This is a genomic window from Mesorhizobium sp. M0159 (assembly GCF_040322295.1).
Classification (GTDB): Bacteria; Pseudomonadota; Alphaproteobacteria; order Rhizobiales; family Rhizobiaceae; genus Mesorhizobium.
Genome location: NZ_JAMYTF010000008.1, coordinates 76,834 through 91,902 on the forward strand (window position 1 = coordinate 76,834; position 15,069 = coordinate 91,902).

Genomic DNA, 15,069 nt, shown 5'->3' on the forward strand with positions numbered 1-15,069 from the left:
GTAAAGCGCAACGCCGTCAATACCGCTCGAACCCCCTGTGCAGTTCCCAGTCCGTAATCCGGCGGTCGTACTCCAACTGTTCCCAGTGTGCCGTGTGGACGTAATGTTCCAGCACATCGTCGCCGAGCGCCTGCCTCAGCATTTTCGATTCCGCCAGCGTCGCGGTGGCGTCGCGCAATGTCTTTGGAATTTCAGGCAGCTGCGAGGCCTGGTAGGCATCACCGACGAAGGGCTTCTGCAGTTCAAGCTTTTCATCGATGCCGGCAAGCCCGGCCGCGATCAGCGCGGCGAAAGCCAGATAGGGGTTCAAATCGGCGCCGCCGATGCGGCATTCCATGCGGATGCCCTTGGTGCCCTCGCCGCAAAGACGGAAGCCGGCGGTGCGGTTGTCCTCGCTCCACATGATCTTGGTCGGCGCAAAGGTGCCGGCCTGGAAGCGCTTGTAGGAATTGATGTAGGGCGCCAGGAACCAGGTGAATTCCTTGGCATATTTGAGCTGGCCGGCCGCCCATTGCTGGCCGAGTGTCGACAGCGTCCACTCGGCATTTTTGTCGTAGAACAACGGCGTCTTGCCGTCGGCGCTCCACAGCGAATTATGGATGTGGCTGGAATTGCCGGCGAGCCCGTAATTGTACTTGGCCATGAACGAGATCGCCTTGCCTTCGGACTCGGCGATTTCCTTGGCGCCGTTCTTCAGGATGACGTGGCGGTCGGCCATGTCGAGCGCCTCGGCGTAGCGGACATTGATCTCTTCCTGGCCTGGCCCCCACTCGCCCTTCGAATTCTCGATCGGGATGCCGGCCGCCTCCATCTCGTTGCGCAGCCGGCGCATGACGCCTTCTTCCTTGGTGGTGATGCCGATCTGGTAGTCGCCGATGTAGGGCGATGCCGTCTCGAGGCCCTGCCAGTGCTTCTTGCGGGCGGAATCGTAGGTTTCGCTGAACAGATAGAATTCGAGCTCGGAAGCGAAATAGCCGATATAGCCGCGATCCTGCAGCCGCTTGACCTGCTTCTTCAGCATGGCGCGCGGCGAATGCGCCAGGTCGTCATGGGTATGGTGGTCGAGCACGTCGCAGATCACCAGCGCCGTCTTCTCCAGCCACGGAACGAGCCGCAGCGTCGCAAGGTCCGGCTTCATGACAAAATCGCCATAACCCTTCGACCAGCTCGCCGCCTTGTAGCCGGGCACCGGTTCCATATCGATGTCTGCCGCCAAGAGATAGTTGCAGCCATGCGTCTCGTCATGCGCGGAATCGACGAAATAACGGGCCAGGAACCGCTTTCCCGCGAGCCGGCCCTGCATATCGACGATGCAGGCCAGCACCGTGTCGACCTCGCCGCTGGAGACCGCTTGCTTCAACTGATCGAACGAGAAATTTCCGGCCATTCCTTTGGCACTCCAGCGCTTGTCGTTTCGGGCTTGTCACTTTGAAAAGGAAACGGAAATCCATGGCCGGCACGATGCCGGCCATGGTCATCAGAGAGCGTCAGGCGCCGGCTTCGCCGACGGCTATCTCGGCTGCCTTGATCGCCGCCTGGCGCTTTGCGATCTGGTCGCCGATGGGCGGACCCTGGAAGCGGCGGTTCTCGAAACCGAACCAAAGCACCGCGGTCAGCACAATGAAGCCCAGGGTGATATAGAGCACTTTGTCGTTCGGCGGCTGGATGGCGATGTAGAAGATGATCGCCATGCCGATGACCGACAGGATGCAAAACAGCTTGAACAGGCCGGCGCCGAGATTCCATGGGCCGGGGTTCGGCCATTTCTCCGTTCCGAAAGCCATCATGCCGAGCACGATCGGAATAATGAAGGACAGAAACAGGAACACCAATGTCGAATTGACGACGATGGTATAGATGTTCGTGCCGCCGACCGAGATGAACTGGGCAAGAAAGACATAGATGACCTCGAGCACAGCAGCCGTCCAAATCGCATTGACCGGCGTGCGCCAGGTCGGGCTGACCTTGGCTAGCGAGGCCGAGCCGACCGGCATGCCGCCGTCACGCGAAAAGGCGAAAAGCATGCGCGAGGCAGAGGTGACCGTTGCCAGACCGCAGAGGAACTGCGCGATCAGAATGCCCAGATAGAGCAGTGTCTTCAGCCACGCCGGCAAGATTGCGTCCATCGTGGCGAAGAACACGCCCCAGCCCTGCTTGGCGCCGGCCGCCAGATCCGGAATCGCCAGTACGATCGCGCACAGCATCACCCAGCCGATCAGCGACGACCAGAGTACGGACGAAACGATTGCCCGCGGAACCGAGTGGGCCGCCCTCAACGTTTCTTCCGAAGTATGCGCCGACGCGTCATAGCCAGTGATGGTGTAAACCGGCAGCAGCAGGCAGAGCAGGAAGAGATACGTCATGGAATCGGACTGCGGGAAAACACCGCCCCCCGCATCGCCCGAATAGTTCGTGAACGTCCACAGCCGCGTGATGTCGATCGCTGGCGCAAACACCAGGCAAGCGACGATCAGCACGGCTGTCGTTGCCAGGATCAGGAAGCCGGAGGCGTCCGTCAGCATAGCCGTCAACCTGATGCCGAAATGATTGAGCAGCGCCTGCAACACCGTGATGAAGGCGACAAACCCGACGATCTCACCAGGCGTGCCGGTCATGCCGAAGGCTGCGCCGAAAGTGCCGACGAAAAAGAAAGCCGTGCCGATGTTGATCGCACCGAGCACGGTGATCAGGCCGAGCAGGTTGAGCCATGCGGTCAGCCAGCCAGTGAAACGGTTCCCCAGAATAGATGCCCAGTGATAGAGGCCGCCCGCGGTCGGAAATGCAGAGGCGATCTGGGCCATGGCGAGCGCGAAAAGTCCCGAAACCATGCAGCCGACGATCCAGCCGATACCAGCGCCCGCGCCACCAATGGACGATGTCGCTTGCGCGAAGGAATTGATGCCGCCTGAGAGAATGCAGATGATCGAGAACGAGATCGCGAAATTCGAGAAGCGGCTCATGCTTCGAGAAAGTTCCTGAGCATAGCCCATTCCATGGAGAACTTTCAGGTCCTCCTTCTTATCAACTTCACTGTAACCCGGTGCTACCATTTTGAAGTCCCCTTTTGGTTTCTTAGCTGGCCGATTGAACTGACTTTCCGACTGCGCTTGGTCTGGGGCCATTGGCCGCCTCGGGCTCCAGATTGAGAAAAATGCCGGTGAGCAGATCCGCCCATTTCCGCTGCCCGGCCGCGCCGGAGATCTCGTCGTTGCGGATTTCGATCATCGCGCAAGGCAGCCCGCGCGAGCGCGCATGGCGTTCCAGCGTGAAATAGACCCGGTCGGCCGGCGAATAGGGTTCGTTGACGCCGACGGTGACGCCGGCGAGCCGCTTCAGCGCCGCGATCAGCGGCGCCGCCAGCCGGCGGTCCTCGTCATGGATGATGCCGATGTGCCAGGGCCGGCTTTTGCCTTTGTAGAGCGGCGTGAAGGAATGGATCGAGACCAGCCTGGTCTCCCGCCCGGCCGCCAGGCGCTCGTCTACGATCGTTGCGATCCGCTCGTGAAACGGTCGCCACGCCAGCGCGATGCGCGCCTCCCGCTGGTCGGCCGAAAGTCCCTGGTTGGCCGGGACCACGGTTTTTTCGCTGGCGCTGACCGTCACTATCAGGTCCGGCGCGTCGAGCGGGCGGTTGCAGTCGATGACGAGCCGCGAGATGCAGGTCTCGACCAGCGTCGCATCGAGCGCCTCGGCCATGCGGCGCGCCACCGGCAAGGCGCCGGGATCCCAGGCGATGTGGCGGGAAAGATCCTCGGCGGCAAGGCCGAGCGTTCCGAATTCCGGTGGCAGGAAATTTGAGGCGTGGTCGCAGGTCAGCACGAAGGGGCTCGATCCGCCGGGGTTCGTCACCCTTACGGTTTCAGGCGATGCAAGGCTGGCGGGCCGTGCTGTCTCCATTGTCTGCTGTCCCCGGGGAGCGCTGTATCGTATGTTACGTATTTTGCCTCATTGCGTCCCTGCGGATGATTTCATACAGTTTGGCCGGCTTTGTCAAACGCGATTTCGATAATGCGCTAACGGCACGGCCAGGGTGGGGAAAAACATGGTTTCCAGCATTGCCGAACTGATCTCCGACCGCATCGGCACCATGCCGGCAGGCGAGCGGCGCGCAGCGCAAGCGCTGATCGCCAGCTATCCGCTGATCGGGCTGAAGACGGTCGCCGAATTCTCGGCTACGGCCGGCGTATCATCGCCCACGATCCTGCGTTTCGTCGCCCGGCTCGGCTTCCAGAACTATCCGGAATTCCAGTCGACGCTGCAAGACGAGCTGGCGGCGCAATTGCAGTCGCCGGCCTCGCGCACGCTCAATCCGCCATCGCCGGGCAGCAGCGCCGTGTCGCCGATGCTGGAGGCGACCCTCGACAACATGCGCGAGACCTTCCGGCATCTCTCGGACAAACAGCTTGCCGACATCGTCGCCAAGCTTGCCGACCGGCGCGGCAAGACATTCCTGATCGGTGGCCGCTTCACCGACCCGCTGGCGCGCTACATGGCCGCCCACCTCGCCATCATCCAGCCCAACGTTTTTCACCTCGGCGGGCAGGAAAGCGTCTGGCGCGACCGACTGATCGACATGGGTAAGCGCGACGTGCTGGTGATCTTCGACATCAGGCGCTACCAGGACAGCCTGGTCCGCTTTGCCGAGACGGCCAACCAGCGTGGCGTGCAGATCGTGCTGTTTACCGACCAGTGGCTGTCGCCGATCGCCCGCTTCGCCCGCCACGTCATCGCCGGGCGCACCGCCGTGCCTTCGGCCTGGGACTCATCCGCCGCCCTTTTCGTCGTTGCCGAAGCGCTGATCGGCGCCGTCACAAGGCAGCTCGAGGCCGACGGCGCCAAACGCATCCGCGAGCTGGAAAGCCTGCGGTAGAGCCCCTCCGGAAAGGGACGCGTTTCGCTTCGGTCTAGTCCTCTAAAAAACTGATCATCTGCAGGATCAGGATCAGCAAAAAGACGCCAAAGACAGTCGCAAAAACCGCTGCCAGCAGGACGGTGCATTGTTTCTTACCCATGGCTTTCCCCCCGAAAGCATAGTCCCCGTCCACGAATACGAATGTCAGTCCCGCCCCACTGCTCGGCCACCTCCCAACTCCTCAAGACCCGCCTGCGGCTGGGGCGGAGGAGTAACGACGACTGGTTCACGCGCGAAATGAACAGCTTACCAAGGTGCTCGCTAACGGGCACGGCCGCATCATTCATCCGACCCATGTCACGGCCGAATGACCACCTTGCATTTCGGGCTTAACCATTCAGCCGCTAAAGCGTGCCCCACCCCAGCTACTTTACCCATGGCAAGCATGATCGAAGTTCGGCTAGCCTTGTCGACGCGAAGCCGCTTCCTGAACCAAAGCGCGGTGAACTGCACGGAGGAATTCGATGAGCTATCTGGACGAGCTGTTCTCAGTCGCCGGCAAGACGGCGCTGGTCACCGGCGCCGCGACCGGCATCGGCCGCATGGCGGCGACCGCTCTGGTCATGGCCGGCGCCGCGGTGATGATCGCCTCGCGCAAGAGCGAGGATTGCGTCAGGGTAGCGGGCGAGTTGAACGGCCTTGGCGCATCCGGCCGGGCGGAAGGTTTTGCCGGCGACGTCTCCAGCGAGGCCGGCATTGCGGCGCTTGTGGCCGAGGTCAGGGCGCGGACCGAGCGGCTGCATATCCTGGTCAACAATGCCGGCATCTCCTGGGGCGCGCCGCTGGAAAGCTTTCCCTACCATGCCTGGGCCAAGGTGTTCGGCGTCAACGTCACCTCGGTCTTCCACCTGACGCGCGAATTGCTGCCTCTGCTCGAGGCCGCGGCCAGCGACGCCGACCCGGCCCGGGTGATCAACCTCGGATCGGTGATGGGCACGCAGCCTTTAGCCGAAGATGCCTACTCCTACTCGGCCTCGAAGGCCGCGGTTCACCACCTGACGCGCATCCTGGCAATCGAGTTCGCCGCCCGCCGCATCACCGTCAACGCCTTTGCGCCTGGCCCTTTCCAGAGCCGGATGACGGCCTTCGCCACCGGCACCGAGGACCAGGCAAGACATATCGGCAACCACGTTCCGATCGGCCGCATCGGCGCACCGGATGACATTGCCGGCGCAACGCTCTATTTGTGCAGCCGGGCCGGCAGCTATGTCACCGGCGCCATCCTGCCGATCGATGGCGGGCAGTCGGTGCAACACGGGCTGACATTGTTCAAGGAATGAGACGCACGCCATCCGGCGAGTGAAATGCCGGGGGTGAAGATGGAGGACATCAGCGTGGAACCGATCAGTCTCGATGTGCTTCTGGCCAACGTCGGCAAGGAAGTCGGCGTGTCGCCATGGCGGGTCGTCACCCAGCGCATGATCGACCAGTTCGCCGATGCCACCGACGACCATCAGTTCATCCATTGCGATCCGGAACGCGCCAGCCGCGAAACGCCGTTCGGCGGCACCATCGCGCATGGCTTCCTGTCGCTTTCGCTGTTGTCGGCGATGACCTTCGAAACCATGCCGCCGCTGGAAAACAGCAAGATGGGCGTCAATCACGGCTTCGATTCGCTGCGCTTCCTGGCGCCGGTGAAGACCGGCTCGCGCATCCGCACCCGTTTCGTGCTGGCCGACGTCAAGGTCAGGCCGTCGGGGTGGGTGCAGACGGCGCACGACGTGACGATCGAGATCGAGGGCTCGAAAAAACCGGCGCTGACCGCGCGCTGGCTGACGCTGACCCTGATCGAACGCCAGCCGGAAGCGGTCTGACTCTCGTCAGGCGGAGAAGCCCAAATCTATCTGTGCCAAATCTATTTAGCTTCGGCCGCGACGTACTTCATGTGGCGGCTGACCTGCAGCGCAATGTAGACGACCAGTGAACAACCGATTGGGAACACGATCTCGTTGAGGCCGGTTGCGATCGCCTGTGGCATTGCGAGAGCAGCGTCATTTGCCGCGGCCGTCTCGATGGTCAGCACCGTGGTGCCGCCGCCGAATACCGCGCCTATCAGGGCGCCTGCCAGCGCGAAATGGAGCGGACGCGGTTCTTCCTTCGATGCCAGCGACGCCAGTGCCCAGCCGAGCAGCCCGTATTCGATCGCCCGCAGCACACCGAGCGTCGTGAGCGACAGGATGGCCGGCTTTGCCGCCGCGTCCAGCGCGCTGACCATAACCTTTTGCGTCCCTTTGGCGATGCCCATCGCCAGTGGCTCCGAAATCGCACCGATCAGGCCACCGAGCGAGCCTCGCACCTTGGTGAGCGCCGTGCCGAGGCTGACGCCGGCGCAGACGAAGAACGACCAGGTCACGCCTTGCGCCAGTTCGATCAGAAACTGCGTCGTCGCGGGGTTGGCACCTGCCGCAAATCTGACGGTCAGAATGAGAGCTTCCATGGCGAAGCCGAGCGCGATCGCCAGCCATGCGACAGTCAAGCTTCTGCTTCGTGCCACCCTTGCCCGACGCCGTACAGCGTATATATGCTGCATCCAGCCATCAGTCATAAGGCAGTAGAAAGTTGCAGCTAAGCGTCCAGGAGCGCCGCGAAAAACAAAAGGCTGAACTGCGTTCCGAACTTGTCGACGCCGCGCACAAGCTTGTCCAGGAAGAAGGCTATGACGGCCTCACCATCCGCAAGCTCGCCAAGCGCGTTGGCTATGCGCCGATGTCGGTCTATTCCTATTTCGCCGACAAGCAGGACATCCTGTTCGCGCTGGCCGAGGATGCCTTCGAGACCTTGGCCAGGCGCATCGCAAATCATACGGCCGACGACCCGATCGAGGCGCTCAAGGCGGTGCTTGTCGAATACGCCGCCTTTGGACTGGAAAATCCCAACGAATACCGCACCGTCTTCATGACCGAAAAAGTCAGGCCGCCAGCCGGAAAGACCTTCGCCGAAATGGAGAGCGGCAACCCGGCGATGAAAGTGCTGATCGCGAGGGTCGAAGCCTGCGTTGCCGCCGGCAGGCTCAAAGGCGATCCACGCGCCATCGCCACCATGCTGTGGGCGGTCGGCCACGGCGCCATCTCGCTGCTGATCACCTTCCCGTTCTACCCGTTCGGCGACCAGACGACGTTCATCACACGGATCGGCGACATCATGCTCGAAGCCATCGCCGCGCACGAGATTGCGCCGCTCACGCCGCCGGTCAACTGCTGAAGAGCGGCGCTCCTCCCGATCTGTAATTTCTCCGAACGCTCCGGCGCCGAGCGTCCGGCAATTCCTGCGCTCAATTTCTCCGTACATGTACGATTTTGCTTGAACTCCCTAAGTCCTGGGCGTATCTGTACGCAATTCCGTACATGTACGAATCCAATAACTGGAAACCGGAGACAGACCATGAAGAAGGCAATCCTCGCGCTCGCCGCCCTGCTGGCGCTCTCTGGCGCCGCATTTGCCGGCAGCAGTCAGACAGGCAAGCAAGAAGCGGCCTGCATCGACACCAAGGTCGATGTGAAGCTCGATTGCGCGCCGACCGGATCGCTTGAAAAGGCGGACGCCGCGACCCACAAGGCCGACAGCAAGGGCCCGAGGCTCGGCATCGGCATCGACCCGTGGATCGTGCCAAGCAGCTTCTGAGCCGATCGGGCGACAATACGCGGTGAGGAAACGAAAGGGCGGCAGCAATTTCCGGCCGCCCATCGTGCCGGCCTCAGCCCTGCTTTTTGTCACCCCGCGCAGATCATTTCTTGCGCTTCTGTCCCACCACGCTTTTGGGCTTGCCGGGTCTTGCCGGTGCGCCGGGAATGGCCGTTCCGGTGATCGACACCGGATCGCTGGCCGGGAATGTATCCTCGAGGCCTTCCTCGAGTTCCTCTTCGATATCCGTCCCAGTGCGCTGCTCGTCTTCGAAAGAGCGCACGGCCGGCGTCTTGACCGGCGACTTCGGCGCGGAGTTCGGCGGCATTTGGATTCTCCCTCGGCTCGCTGTCGCAGAACGGCCGGGCGCGGCGAACATGCCTATGCTGCCGCGTCGCGCGCTGCCTCCGACAGAAAAGTAAAGACATAATCGGAAAAGGAACGCCAGCATTCGACGCGGAACGCGTCGGCCGCCGTGCGCACGAGCACGATTTCGACCTTGCCGAGAATGGTGCGCGACGCCGCCCCGACCGGAAAGGCGCCGAGCGACAGATCCTGCGGGCAGCCGGCATTGATCGTCGTCGCGGCAGCCGGACCGGTAACCGATATGGCGACGTTGCGGTGCGAGATGCCGACCGCCGAATGCAGCTCGGAAATCTTGGCGCAATCGACGAGTGGATCTTTGCCGCTCTCATCGATGACCAGCCATTCGTCCGGCCCGAGCCACAAGGCCGTGCGTCCGGCCTTTGCCGCCGAGGTTTTCGGCCTTTGCGGCAGGACGACGCCGAGCGCTTTCGAAAGAGCCGCAATCGAGGCTTCCGGCGCGCGCAGCGATATGCGCTCGGCCGGCGGCAGCACGGCAAGTGTAACGCCGGCGGCGGAAAGCGACTGGCCGGCGAGAGCCGGACGGCGTTCGACTGAGGGTCCGGCGGCGTCGGTTTTCAAAGCGGCCTTAGCCATTGAGGCGCTCCCCCTTCTCGTCGAAGAACACCATGCCGGTGACCTCCACCTCGATCACCCCGTTCGGCATCGGCACATAGAGCGTCTCGCCCGTGCGATCGCGGCCGCCGGCGACCAGCCCCAGCGCGATCGAGCGGCCGCAATTTTGCGACCAATAGCTCGAGGTGACATGGCCAATCATCTTCATCGGGATTGCCTGCTTCGGGTCCGCCACGATCTGCGCGCCCTCCTCCAGCACCACCTTGGGATCCCTGGTCTTCAGGCCGACAAGCTGCTTGCGGCCCTTGGCGATCAGATCCGGCCGCGCCATGCCGCGAATGCCGACGAAGTCGGTCTTCTTCTTGCCGACCGCCCAGTCGAGCCCGGCGTCGTTCGGCGTCACCGTGCCGTCGGTATCCTGGCCGACGATGATGTAGCCCTTTTCAGCGCGCAGCACATGCATGGACTCGGTGCCGTAAGCACAGGCGCCATGCTTCTGGCCCTCGGCCCATAGCGCTTCCCAGACTGCCTCGCCGTAATCGGCCGGCACGTTGACCTCGAAGCCGCGCTCACCGCTGAACGACATGCGAAACAGCCTGGTCGGCACGCCGCAGATCCGGCCTTCGCGCACGGACATATGCGGCAGCGCCTCATCCGACATGTCGATGCCCTCGACCAGCGGCGCAATGATGTCGCGAGACTTCGGTCCCTGCACGGCAATCACCGCCCATTGCTCGGTGATCGAGGTCAGCCAGACGTTGAGATGCGGGAACTCGGTCTGGAGATAGTCTTCCATATGGTTCATGACGCGCGGCGCGCCGCCGGTCGTCGTCGTCACATGGAAACGGTCGGGTGCAAGCCTGCCGACGACACCGTCGTCATAGATGAAGCCGTCCTCGCGCAGCATGATGCCGTAACGGCAGCGGCCGGGCTCGAGCTTCTCCCATGGATTGGTGTAGAGCAGTTCCATGAATTTGGCCGCATCCGGCCCGACCACCTCGATCTTGCCCAGCGTCGAGGCGTCAAACAGGCCGGCTGTCTTGCGCACCGTGACGCATTCGCGGTCGACGGCGGCATGTATGTCCTCGCCCGGCTTCGGGAAATACCAGGCGCGCTTCCATTGGCCGACATCCTCGAATACAGCGCCCTGGCGCTCGGCCCAGGGATGGATCGCGGTCTTGCGGGTCGGGTCGAACAGCGGACCCCGCGCGTGCCCGACGATCGAGCCGAATGTCACCGGCGTATAGGGCGCGCGGAACGTCGTCAGCCCGACCTGCGGGATCGGCTTGCCCAACGTCTCGGCGGCAATCGCCAGGCCGTGCATGTTGGAGGTCTTGCCCTGGTCGGTCGCCATGCCATTGGTGGTGAAGCGCTTGACGTGCTCGATCGAGCGCATGCCCTCATGCACTGCCTGGCGGATGTCCTTAGCGGTGACGTCGTTCTGGAAGTCGACAAAGGCCTTGACCGTCGTATCCGATCCGGCACCGGGTGCTGCACCCAGCATGCCGCGCGACCAGCTCTCGCCGGCGTCGACCTTCGGCTTGGTGCCCTTGGCCGGCCTGCTGCCGGCGTCCTTGGCCGCCTTGGCGCCCGCTGCATAGGCCTCGTCGATCGTCGCCGACAGCCCGTCGGTACCGTTGCAGGCGCCGACCGAGACGCAGTCCTGCGCATAAATTCCGGGCACGAAGCGCTTGGTCTCGTCATTGAAGGCGACCTTGCCGCGCGATTGCGAGAACAGATGCACCGATGGCGTCCAGCCGGCCGACATCAGAATCGCGTCAACCGGCATGGTGCGCTCGCCGCCGCCATTCTTCGGCTGCACAGTCATCGACGACACCCGCAATTTGCCGCCGGCGCGGATCACCGCGCGGCCGAAATTGACCTCGATGCCGAGCGCCCTCGCCTCGTCGATCGCCGGCCCGGTCGGGTTGTCGCGCAGGTCGACAATCGCCGCCACGTTGATGCCGGCCTTTTTCAGGTCGATCGCCGCCGCATAGGCGGAATCGTTCGCCGTATAGACGCCGATATTCCTGCCGACGGCGACGCCGTAATGGTTGAGATAGGTGCGCGCCGCCGACGCCAGCATGATGCCCGGCCGGTCGTTGTCGGCAAACACCATGTGGCGCTCGATGGCGCCGGTCGCCAGCACCACGCGTTTGGCGCGAACCTGCCACAGCCGCTCGCGCGGCAGGTCGCGGCCGGGGTTCTGCAGATGGTCGCTGACGCGCTCGACCAGCCCGACGAAATTCTGCGCGTAATAGCCGAAGGCCGTGGTACGCGGCAGCACGCGGACATTGTCCATCGCGCTCAACTTGGCGAGAGCCGATTGCGCCCAGGAAAAGCCGTCCTGGCCTTCGATCTTCGCGCCGCTCTCGAAGCGCAGACTGCCGCCGAATTCCGCCTGCTCGTCGGCAAGGATAACGCGCGCGCCGGTCTCGGCCGCGGCCAATGCCGCTGCGATGCCCGCGGCACCGCCGCCAAGCACCAGCACCTCGCAATGGGCGAAGCGCGCCGAATAGTGGTCGGGATCCGGCTGGTCAGGAGCGACGCCGAGACCGGCGGCGGCGCGGATCTTGGGCTCGTAGAGGTTTTTCCACGCGGCCTTCGGCCACATGAAGGTCTTGTAGTAGAAGCCGGCCGAAAGCATCGGCGAGGCAATACTGCTGACGGCACCGATGTCGAAAGCGAGCGACGGCCAGCGGTTCTGCGACTGTGCGGTCAATCCGTCATAGAGTTCCTGCACCGTGGCACGCACGTTCGGCGTCTTGCGTGCCGCGTCGCGCTTGATCTCGACCAGCGCGTTCGGCTCTTCGGCGCCGGCCGACAGAAAACCGCGCGGCCGGTGGTACTTGAACGAGCGGCCGACGAGATGGACGCCGTTTGCAAGCAGCGCCGAGGCCAACGTATCGCCCTCGATGCCGGTATAGGGGCGGCCGTCGAAGCTGAAGCCAGCTATCTTTGCCTGTTTGAGCCGCCCGGCGCCGGCAATGCGGAACGTGGCGCTCATTTGGCGGCTCCCGGCAGCTTGGTGGGCTTCGGTTCGCCGGCCTTGTAAGTCATCAGGAACCTGTCGCTGACGGTGTCGCGCACGGCATTGAAGAACCGCGCACAGCCATGCATGTGCCGCCAGCGCTCATAGATGATCCCCTTGGGATTGGAGCGGATGAAAAAGAACTTTTCAAAATCGTCGTCGCTCTCGCCGGCGATGTTTGGGGATCGCGCGATATGCGCCTCGCCGGCGTTGCGGAATTCGAGCTCCGGACGCTCTTCCTCGCAATAGGGGCAGCGGATGAGAAGCATGGTTGGTCCTACAGTTCGCCGTGGCCGACGCGAGCGCCGGCAGGTTGGTCGCAAAGCCTCTGGCCCATCGTCACGAAGGGCGCCACCAGCCGGATGCGCTCCTCGATGCTGGCTACCGGGCGGAAAAGGTCGCGATACGCCATATTGCCGACCGAAAGCGTCATCGGTTCGGTCGTCACGATGACGTAGCGCCGCTCGAATTTTTCGCCTTCCTCGAGATCGGCTGGCCGGTTCTCCATAAAGGTGACCACTCTCTGACCGGCGCTCCAGGCGCAGGCGAGTACACCCTCGTCGACGGAAAACGGCCAATCCGCTTCATTGCCGGCGCGGCTGATGGGCTGCAGGCGCACCTCCTCTGGCGTGGGGATATGGAACAGGCCTTGCTCGCCGGCGAGCATCAGCGGCATGGCGACGGCCATCTCGGTCATCATCAGTGCGCCACCGCCGCCGCCGCCGCCTCGTCGATGAGGCGGCCGGTGCGGAAGCGCTCGATGGTGAAGGGCGCGTTGATCGGGTGCGGATCGTCCCTGGCGATCGTATGGGCAAAGACATGGCCCGAACCCGGCGTCGCCTTGAAGCCGCCTGTGCCCCAGCCGCAATTGACATAGAGGCCGGGCACCGGCGTCTTGGCCAGGATCGGCGAACGGTCCGGCGTCACATCGACGATGCCGCCCCATGAGCGCAGCATCTTCATGCGCGTGAAGATCGGGAACATCTCGCAGATGGCGTCCAGCGTATGCTGCAAAATGTGCAGCCCGCCGGTCTGCGAATAGGAGACATACTGGTCGGTGCCGGCGCCGATGACGAGCTCGCCCTTGTCGGATTGCGAGATATAGGCATGCACGGTGTTCGACATCACCACGCAAGGCACCACCGGCTTGACCGGCTCCGACACCAGCGCCTGCAGCGGATAGCTTTCCAGCGGCATGCGCACGCCGGCCATGTTCATGATCACCGATGAGTGCCCGGCGGCAACCACGCCGACCTTCCTGGCGCCGATGAAGCCGCGCGTCGTCTCGACGCCGGTGACCGCGCCGTTCGGCGCCCGTTTGACGCCGGTGACCTCGCAATTCTGGATGATGTGGACGCCGCGCGCCGAGGCGCCGCGCGCATAGCCCCAGGCAACCGCATCGTGACGCGCCGTGCCGCCGCGGCGCTGCAGGGAGGCGCCCATCACCGGATAGCGCGCACCGGGCGAAATGTTGAGCGGCGGGCAGAATTCCTTGGCCTGCTCCGGCGTCAGCCATTCATTGTCGATGCCGTTCAGCCGGTTGGCATGGACGTGGCGTTTCAGCACCTGGATGTCGTGGATGTTGTGGGCGAGCATCATGACGCCGCGCGGCGAATACATGACGTTGTAGTTGAGCTCCTGGCTGAGCCCGTCCCACAGCTTCAGCGCATGGTCGTAGATGCCGGCGCTCTCGTCGTAGAGATAGTTCGAGCGGATGATGGTGGTGTTGCGCCCGGTATTGCCGCCGCCGAGCCAGCCTTTTTCCAATACCGCAACATTGGTGATGCCGTGCACGGTGGCGAGATAATAGGCGGTGGCCAGGCCGTGGCCGCCGGCGCCGACGATGACGACGTCGTACTCCTTCTTCGGCTCCGGCGAGGACCACTGTTCCTCCCAACCCTTATGGCCGCGCATGGCCTCGCGGGCGATGGCGAATACCGAGTATTTCTTCAACGTCGCAGGCCTCGCAAATGGCGGCCGGGCAGATCAGCCAACCCCGGCGCGCGAGCTTGTATCACTAGCGAAACCGTGCTGCCAGCCTTGCACTGTTTGCGACGGCGCTTGCCGTTTTGCGCCGTGGTGAAAAAGCCGCATCCGGGCAGGTTGATGCAATTGCCTTCCACCGCTATCCGTCGCCTGACGATCGGAGGATTATGGCGGTGGGTAACGTCTGGTGGAATCTGACATTGCGCTTCTTGCTGGAGCTCGCCGCTTTGCTCGGCCTCGGCATGGCGGGCTGGAGCCTCTCAGCGGGCATGTGGCGCTGGATCCTTGCCGTGGCATTGCCGTTCGTTGCCGCCGCGCTCTGGGGAGTCTTCGCGGTGCCGAACGATCCGAGCCGCTCGGGGCGGGCACCGGTTCCGGTGCCGGGCGGTTTGCGGCTGGTGCTCGAACTCGTCATCCTGTTCGGCGGCGCTGCCGGATTCCACCTGGCCGGCTACACGACGGCCGGCATGGCCGTCGCCCTGCTGATCGCCGTCAGCTACGCATTTTCGCTCGATCGGCTCGGCTGGCTGCTTAGGCAATAGTGGCCTTGCACCGTTTGCGACGGCGCTTGCCGTTTGCG

16 protein-coding genes are annotated in these 15,069 nt (G+C 63.5%); 6 read left to right on the plus strand and 10 right to left on the minus strand.

Annotated elements, in window-relative coordinates; translation table 11 throughout:
• Positions 1 to 16: 16 nt before the first annotated feature.
• The 3 genes from NKJ32_RS11100 to NKJ32_RS11110 form a co-directional block, all read right to left on the minus strand.
• Entirely contained in the window at positions 17 to 1,387 is a 1,371-nt protein-coding gene (locus NKJ32_RS11100) for a glutamine synthetase family protein (protein WP_352588202.1), read from the minus strand.
• A 100-nt stretch (positions 1,388 to 1,487) separates the two neighbouring features.
• On the minus strand, positions 1,488 to 3,050 hold the full coding sequence (locus NKJ32_RS11105) for an amino acid permease (protein ID WP_352588205.1): 1,563 nt from the start codon (positions 3,048 to 3,050) through the stop codon (positions 1,488 to 1,490).
• Between the two features lie 22 nt (positions 3,051 to 3,072).
• Entirely contained in the window at positions 3,073 to 3,897 is an 825-nt protein-coding gene (locus NKJ32_RS11110; protein WP_352588208.1) for an N-formylglutamate amidohydrolase, read from the minus strand.
• A 145-nt stretch (positions 3,898 to 4,042) separates the two neighbouring features.
• On the opposite strand from NKJ32_RS11110, the gene NKJ32_RS11115 reads away from it, so the two are divergent.
• The 3 genes from NKJ32_RS11115 (at position 4,043) to NKJ32_RS11125 (ending at position 6,726) form a co-directional block, all read left to right on the plus strand.
• On the plus strand, positions 4,043 to 4,870 hold the full coding sequence (locus NKJ32_RS11115; RefSeq protein ID WP_023675348.1) for a MurR/RpiR family transcriptional regulator: 828 nt from the start codon (positions 4,043 to 4,045) through the stop codon (positions 4,868 to 4,870).
• Between the two features lie 506 nt (positions 4,871 to 5,376).
• Positions 5,377 to 6,192 (plus strand): SDR family oxidoreductase, encoded by an 816-nt coding sequence (locus tag NKJ32_RS11120; RefSeq protein WP_023675346.1) that lies wholly within the window; start codon positions 5,377 to 5,379, stop codon positions 6,190 to 6,192.
• Positions 6,193 to 6,231: 39 nt separating this feature from the next.
• Positions 6,232 to 6,726, plus strand: a complete 495-nt coding sequence (locus NKJ32_RS11125) for a MaoC family dehydratase (protein WP_031211357.1) — start codon at positions 6,232 to 6,234, stop codon at positions 6,724 to 6,726.
• Between the two features lie 41 nt (positions 6,727 to 6,767).
• Here NKJ32_RS11125 and NKJ32_RS11130 read toward each other — a convergent pair whose 3' ends face one another.
• Complete coding sequence (locus tag NKJ32_RS11130; RefSeq protein WP_352755030.1) at positions 6,768 to 7,388, minus strand: hypothetical protein; 621 nt, start codon at positions 7,386 to 7,388, stop codon at positions 6,768 to 6,770.
• A gap of 83 nt (positions 7,389 to 7,471) precedes the next feature.
• Here NKJ32_RS11130 and NKJ32_RS11135 point away from each other — a divergent pair, with 83 nt between their 5' ends.
• A complete protein-coding gene (locus tag NKJ32_RS11135) occupies positions 7,472 to 8,113 on the plus strand; it encodes a TetR/AcrR family transcriptional regulator (protein WP_023675343.1) in 642 nt (213 codons plus the stop codon).
• Positions 8,114 to 8,293: 180 nt separating this feature from the next.
• Entirely contained in the window at positions 8,294 to 8,533 is a 240-nt protein-coding gene (locus NKJ32_RS11140) for a DUF680 domain-containing protein (protein ID WP_352755032.1), read from the plus strand.
• A 103-nt stretch (positions 8,534 to 8,636) separates the two neighbouring features.
• On the opposite strand, the gene NKJ32_RS11145 is transcribed toward NKJ32_RS11140, so the two are convergent.
• The 6 genes from NKJ32_RS11145 to NKJ32_RS11170 are packed head-to-tail and all read right to left on the minus strand — an operon-like array spanning position 8,637 to position 14,456.
• The gene (locus NKJ32_RS11145; RefSeq protein WP_023675341.1) at positions 8,637 to 8,861 is read right to left on the minus strand and encodes a hypothetical protein; all 225 of its coding nucleotides are present in this window, start codon (positions 8,859 to 8,861) and stop codon (positions 8,637 to 8,639) included.
• A gap of 53 nt (positions 8,862 to 8,914) precedes the next feature.
• Positions 8,915 to 9,493 carry a sarcosine oxidase subunit gamma gene (locus NKJ32_RS11150; protein WP_352755035.1) on the minus strand — a complete coding sequence of 193 codons (579 nt, stop codon included), beginning with the start codon at positions 9,491 to 9,493 and terminating at the stop codon, positions 8,915 to 8,917.
• The gene (locus NKJ32_RS11155; protein ID WP_352827571.1) at positions 9,486 to 12,479 is read right to left on the minus strand and encodes a sarcosine oxidase subunit alpha; all 2,994 of its coding nucleotides are present in this window, start codon (positions 12,477 to 12,479) and stop codon (positions 9,486 to 9,488) included. Before NKJ32_RS11155 ends, NKJ32_RS11150 begins: the two co-directional genes overlap by 8 nt.
• Positions 12,476 to 12,772 carry a sarcosine oxidase subunit delta gene (locus tag NKJ32_RS11160; RefSeq protein ID WP_292519105.1) on the minus strand — a complete coding sequence of 99 codons (297 nt, stop codon included), beginning with the start codon at positions 12,770 to 12,772 and terminating at the stop codon, positions 12,476 to 12,478. Before NKJ32_RS11160 ends, NKJ32_RS11155 begins: the two co-directional genes overlap by 4 nt.
• Before the next feature lie 8 nt (positions 12,773 to 12,780).
• Positions 12,781 to 13,203, minus strand: a complete 423-nt coding sequence (locus NKJ32_RS11165; protein WP_023675337.1) for a hypothetical protein — start codon at positions 13,201 to 13,203, stop codon at positions 12,781 to 12,783.
• On the minus strand, positions 13,203 to 14,456 hold the full coding sequence (locus NKJ32_RS11170) for a sarcosine oxidase subunit beta (RefSeq protein WP_352755039.1): 1,254 nt from the start codon (positions 14,454 to 14,456) through the stop codon (positions 13,203 to 13,205). The genes NKJ32_RS11165 and NKJ32_RS11170 overlap by 1 nt, the downstream gene beginning before the upstream one ends.
• Before the next feature lie 200 nt (positions 14,457 to 14,656).
• Here NKJ32_RS11170 and NKJ32_RS11175 point away from each other — a divergent pair, with 200 nt between their 5' ends.
• A complete protein-coding gene (locus NKJ32_RS11175; protein ID WP_352755042.1) occupies positions 14,657 to 15,031 on the plus strand; it encodes a YrdB family protein in 375 nt (124 codons plus the stop codon).
• The last annotated feature ends 38 nt before the right edge of the window (positions 15,032 to 15,069 follow it).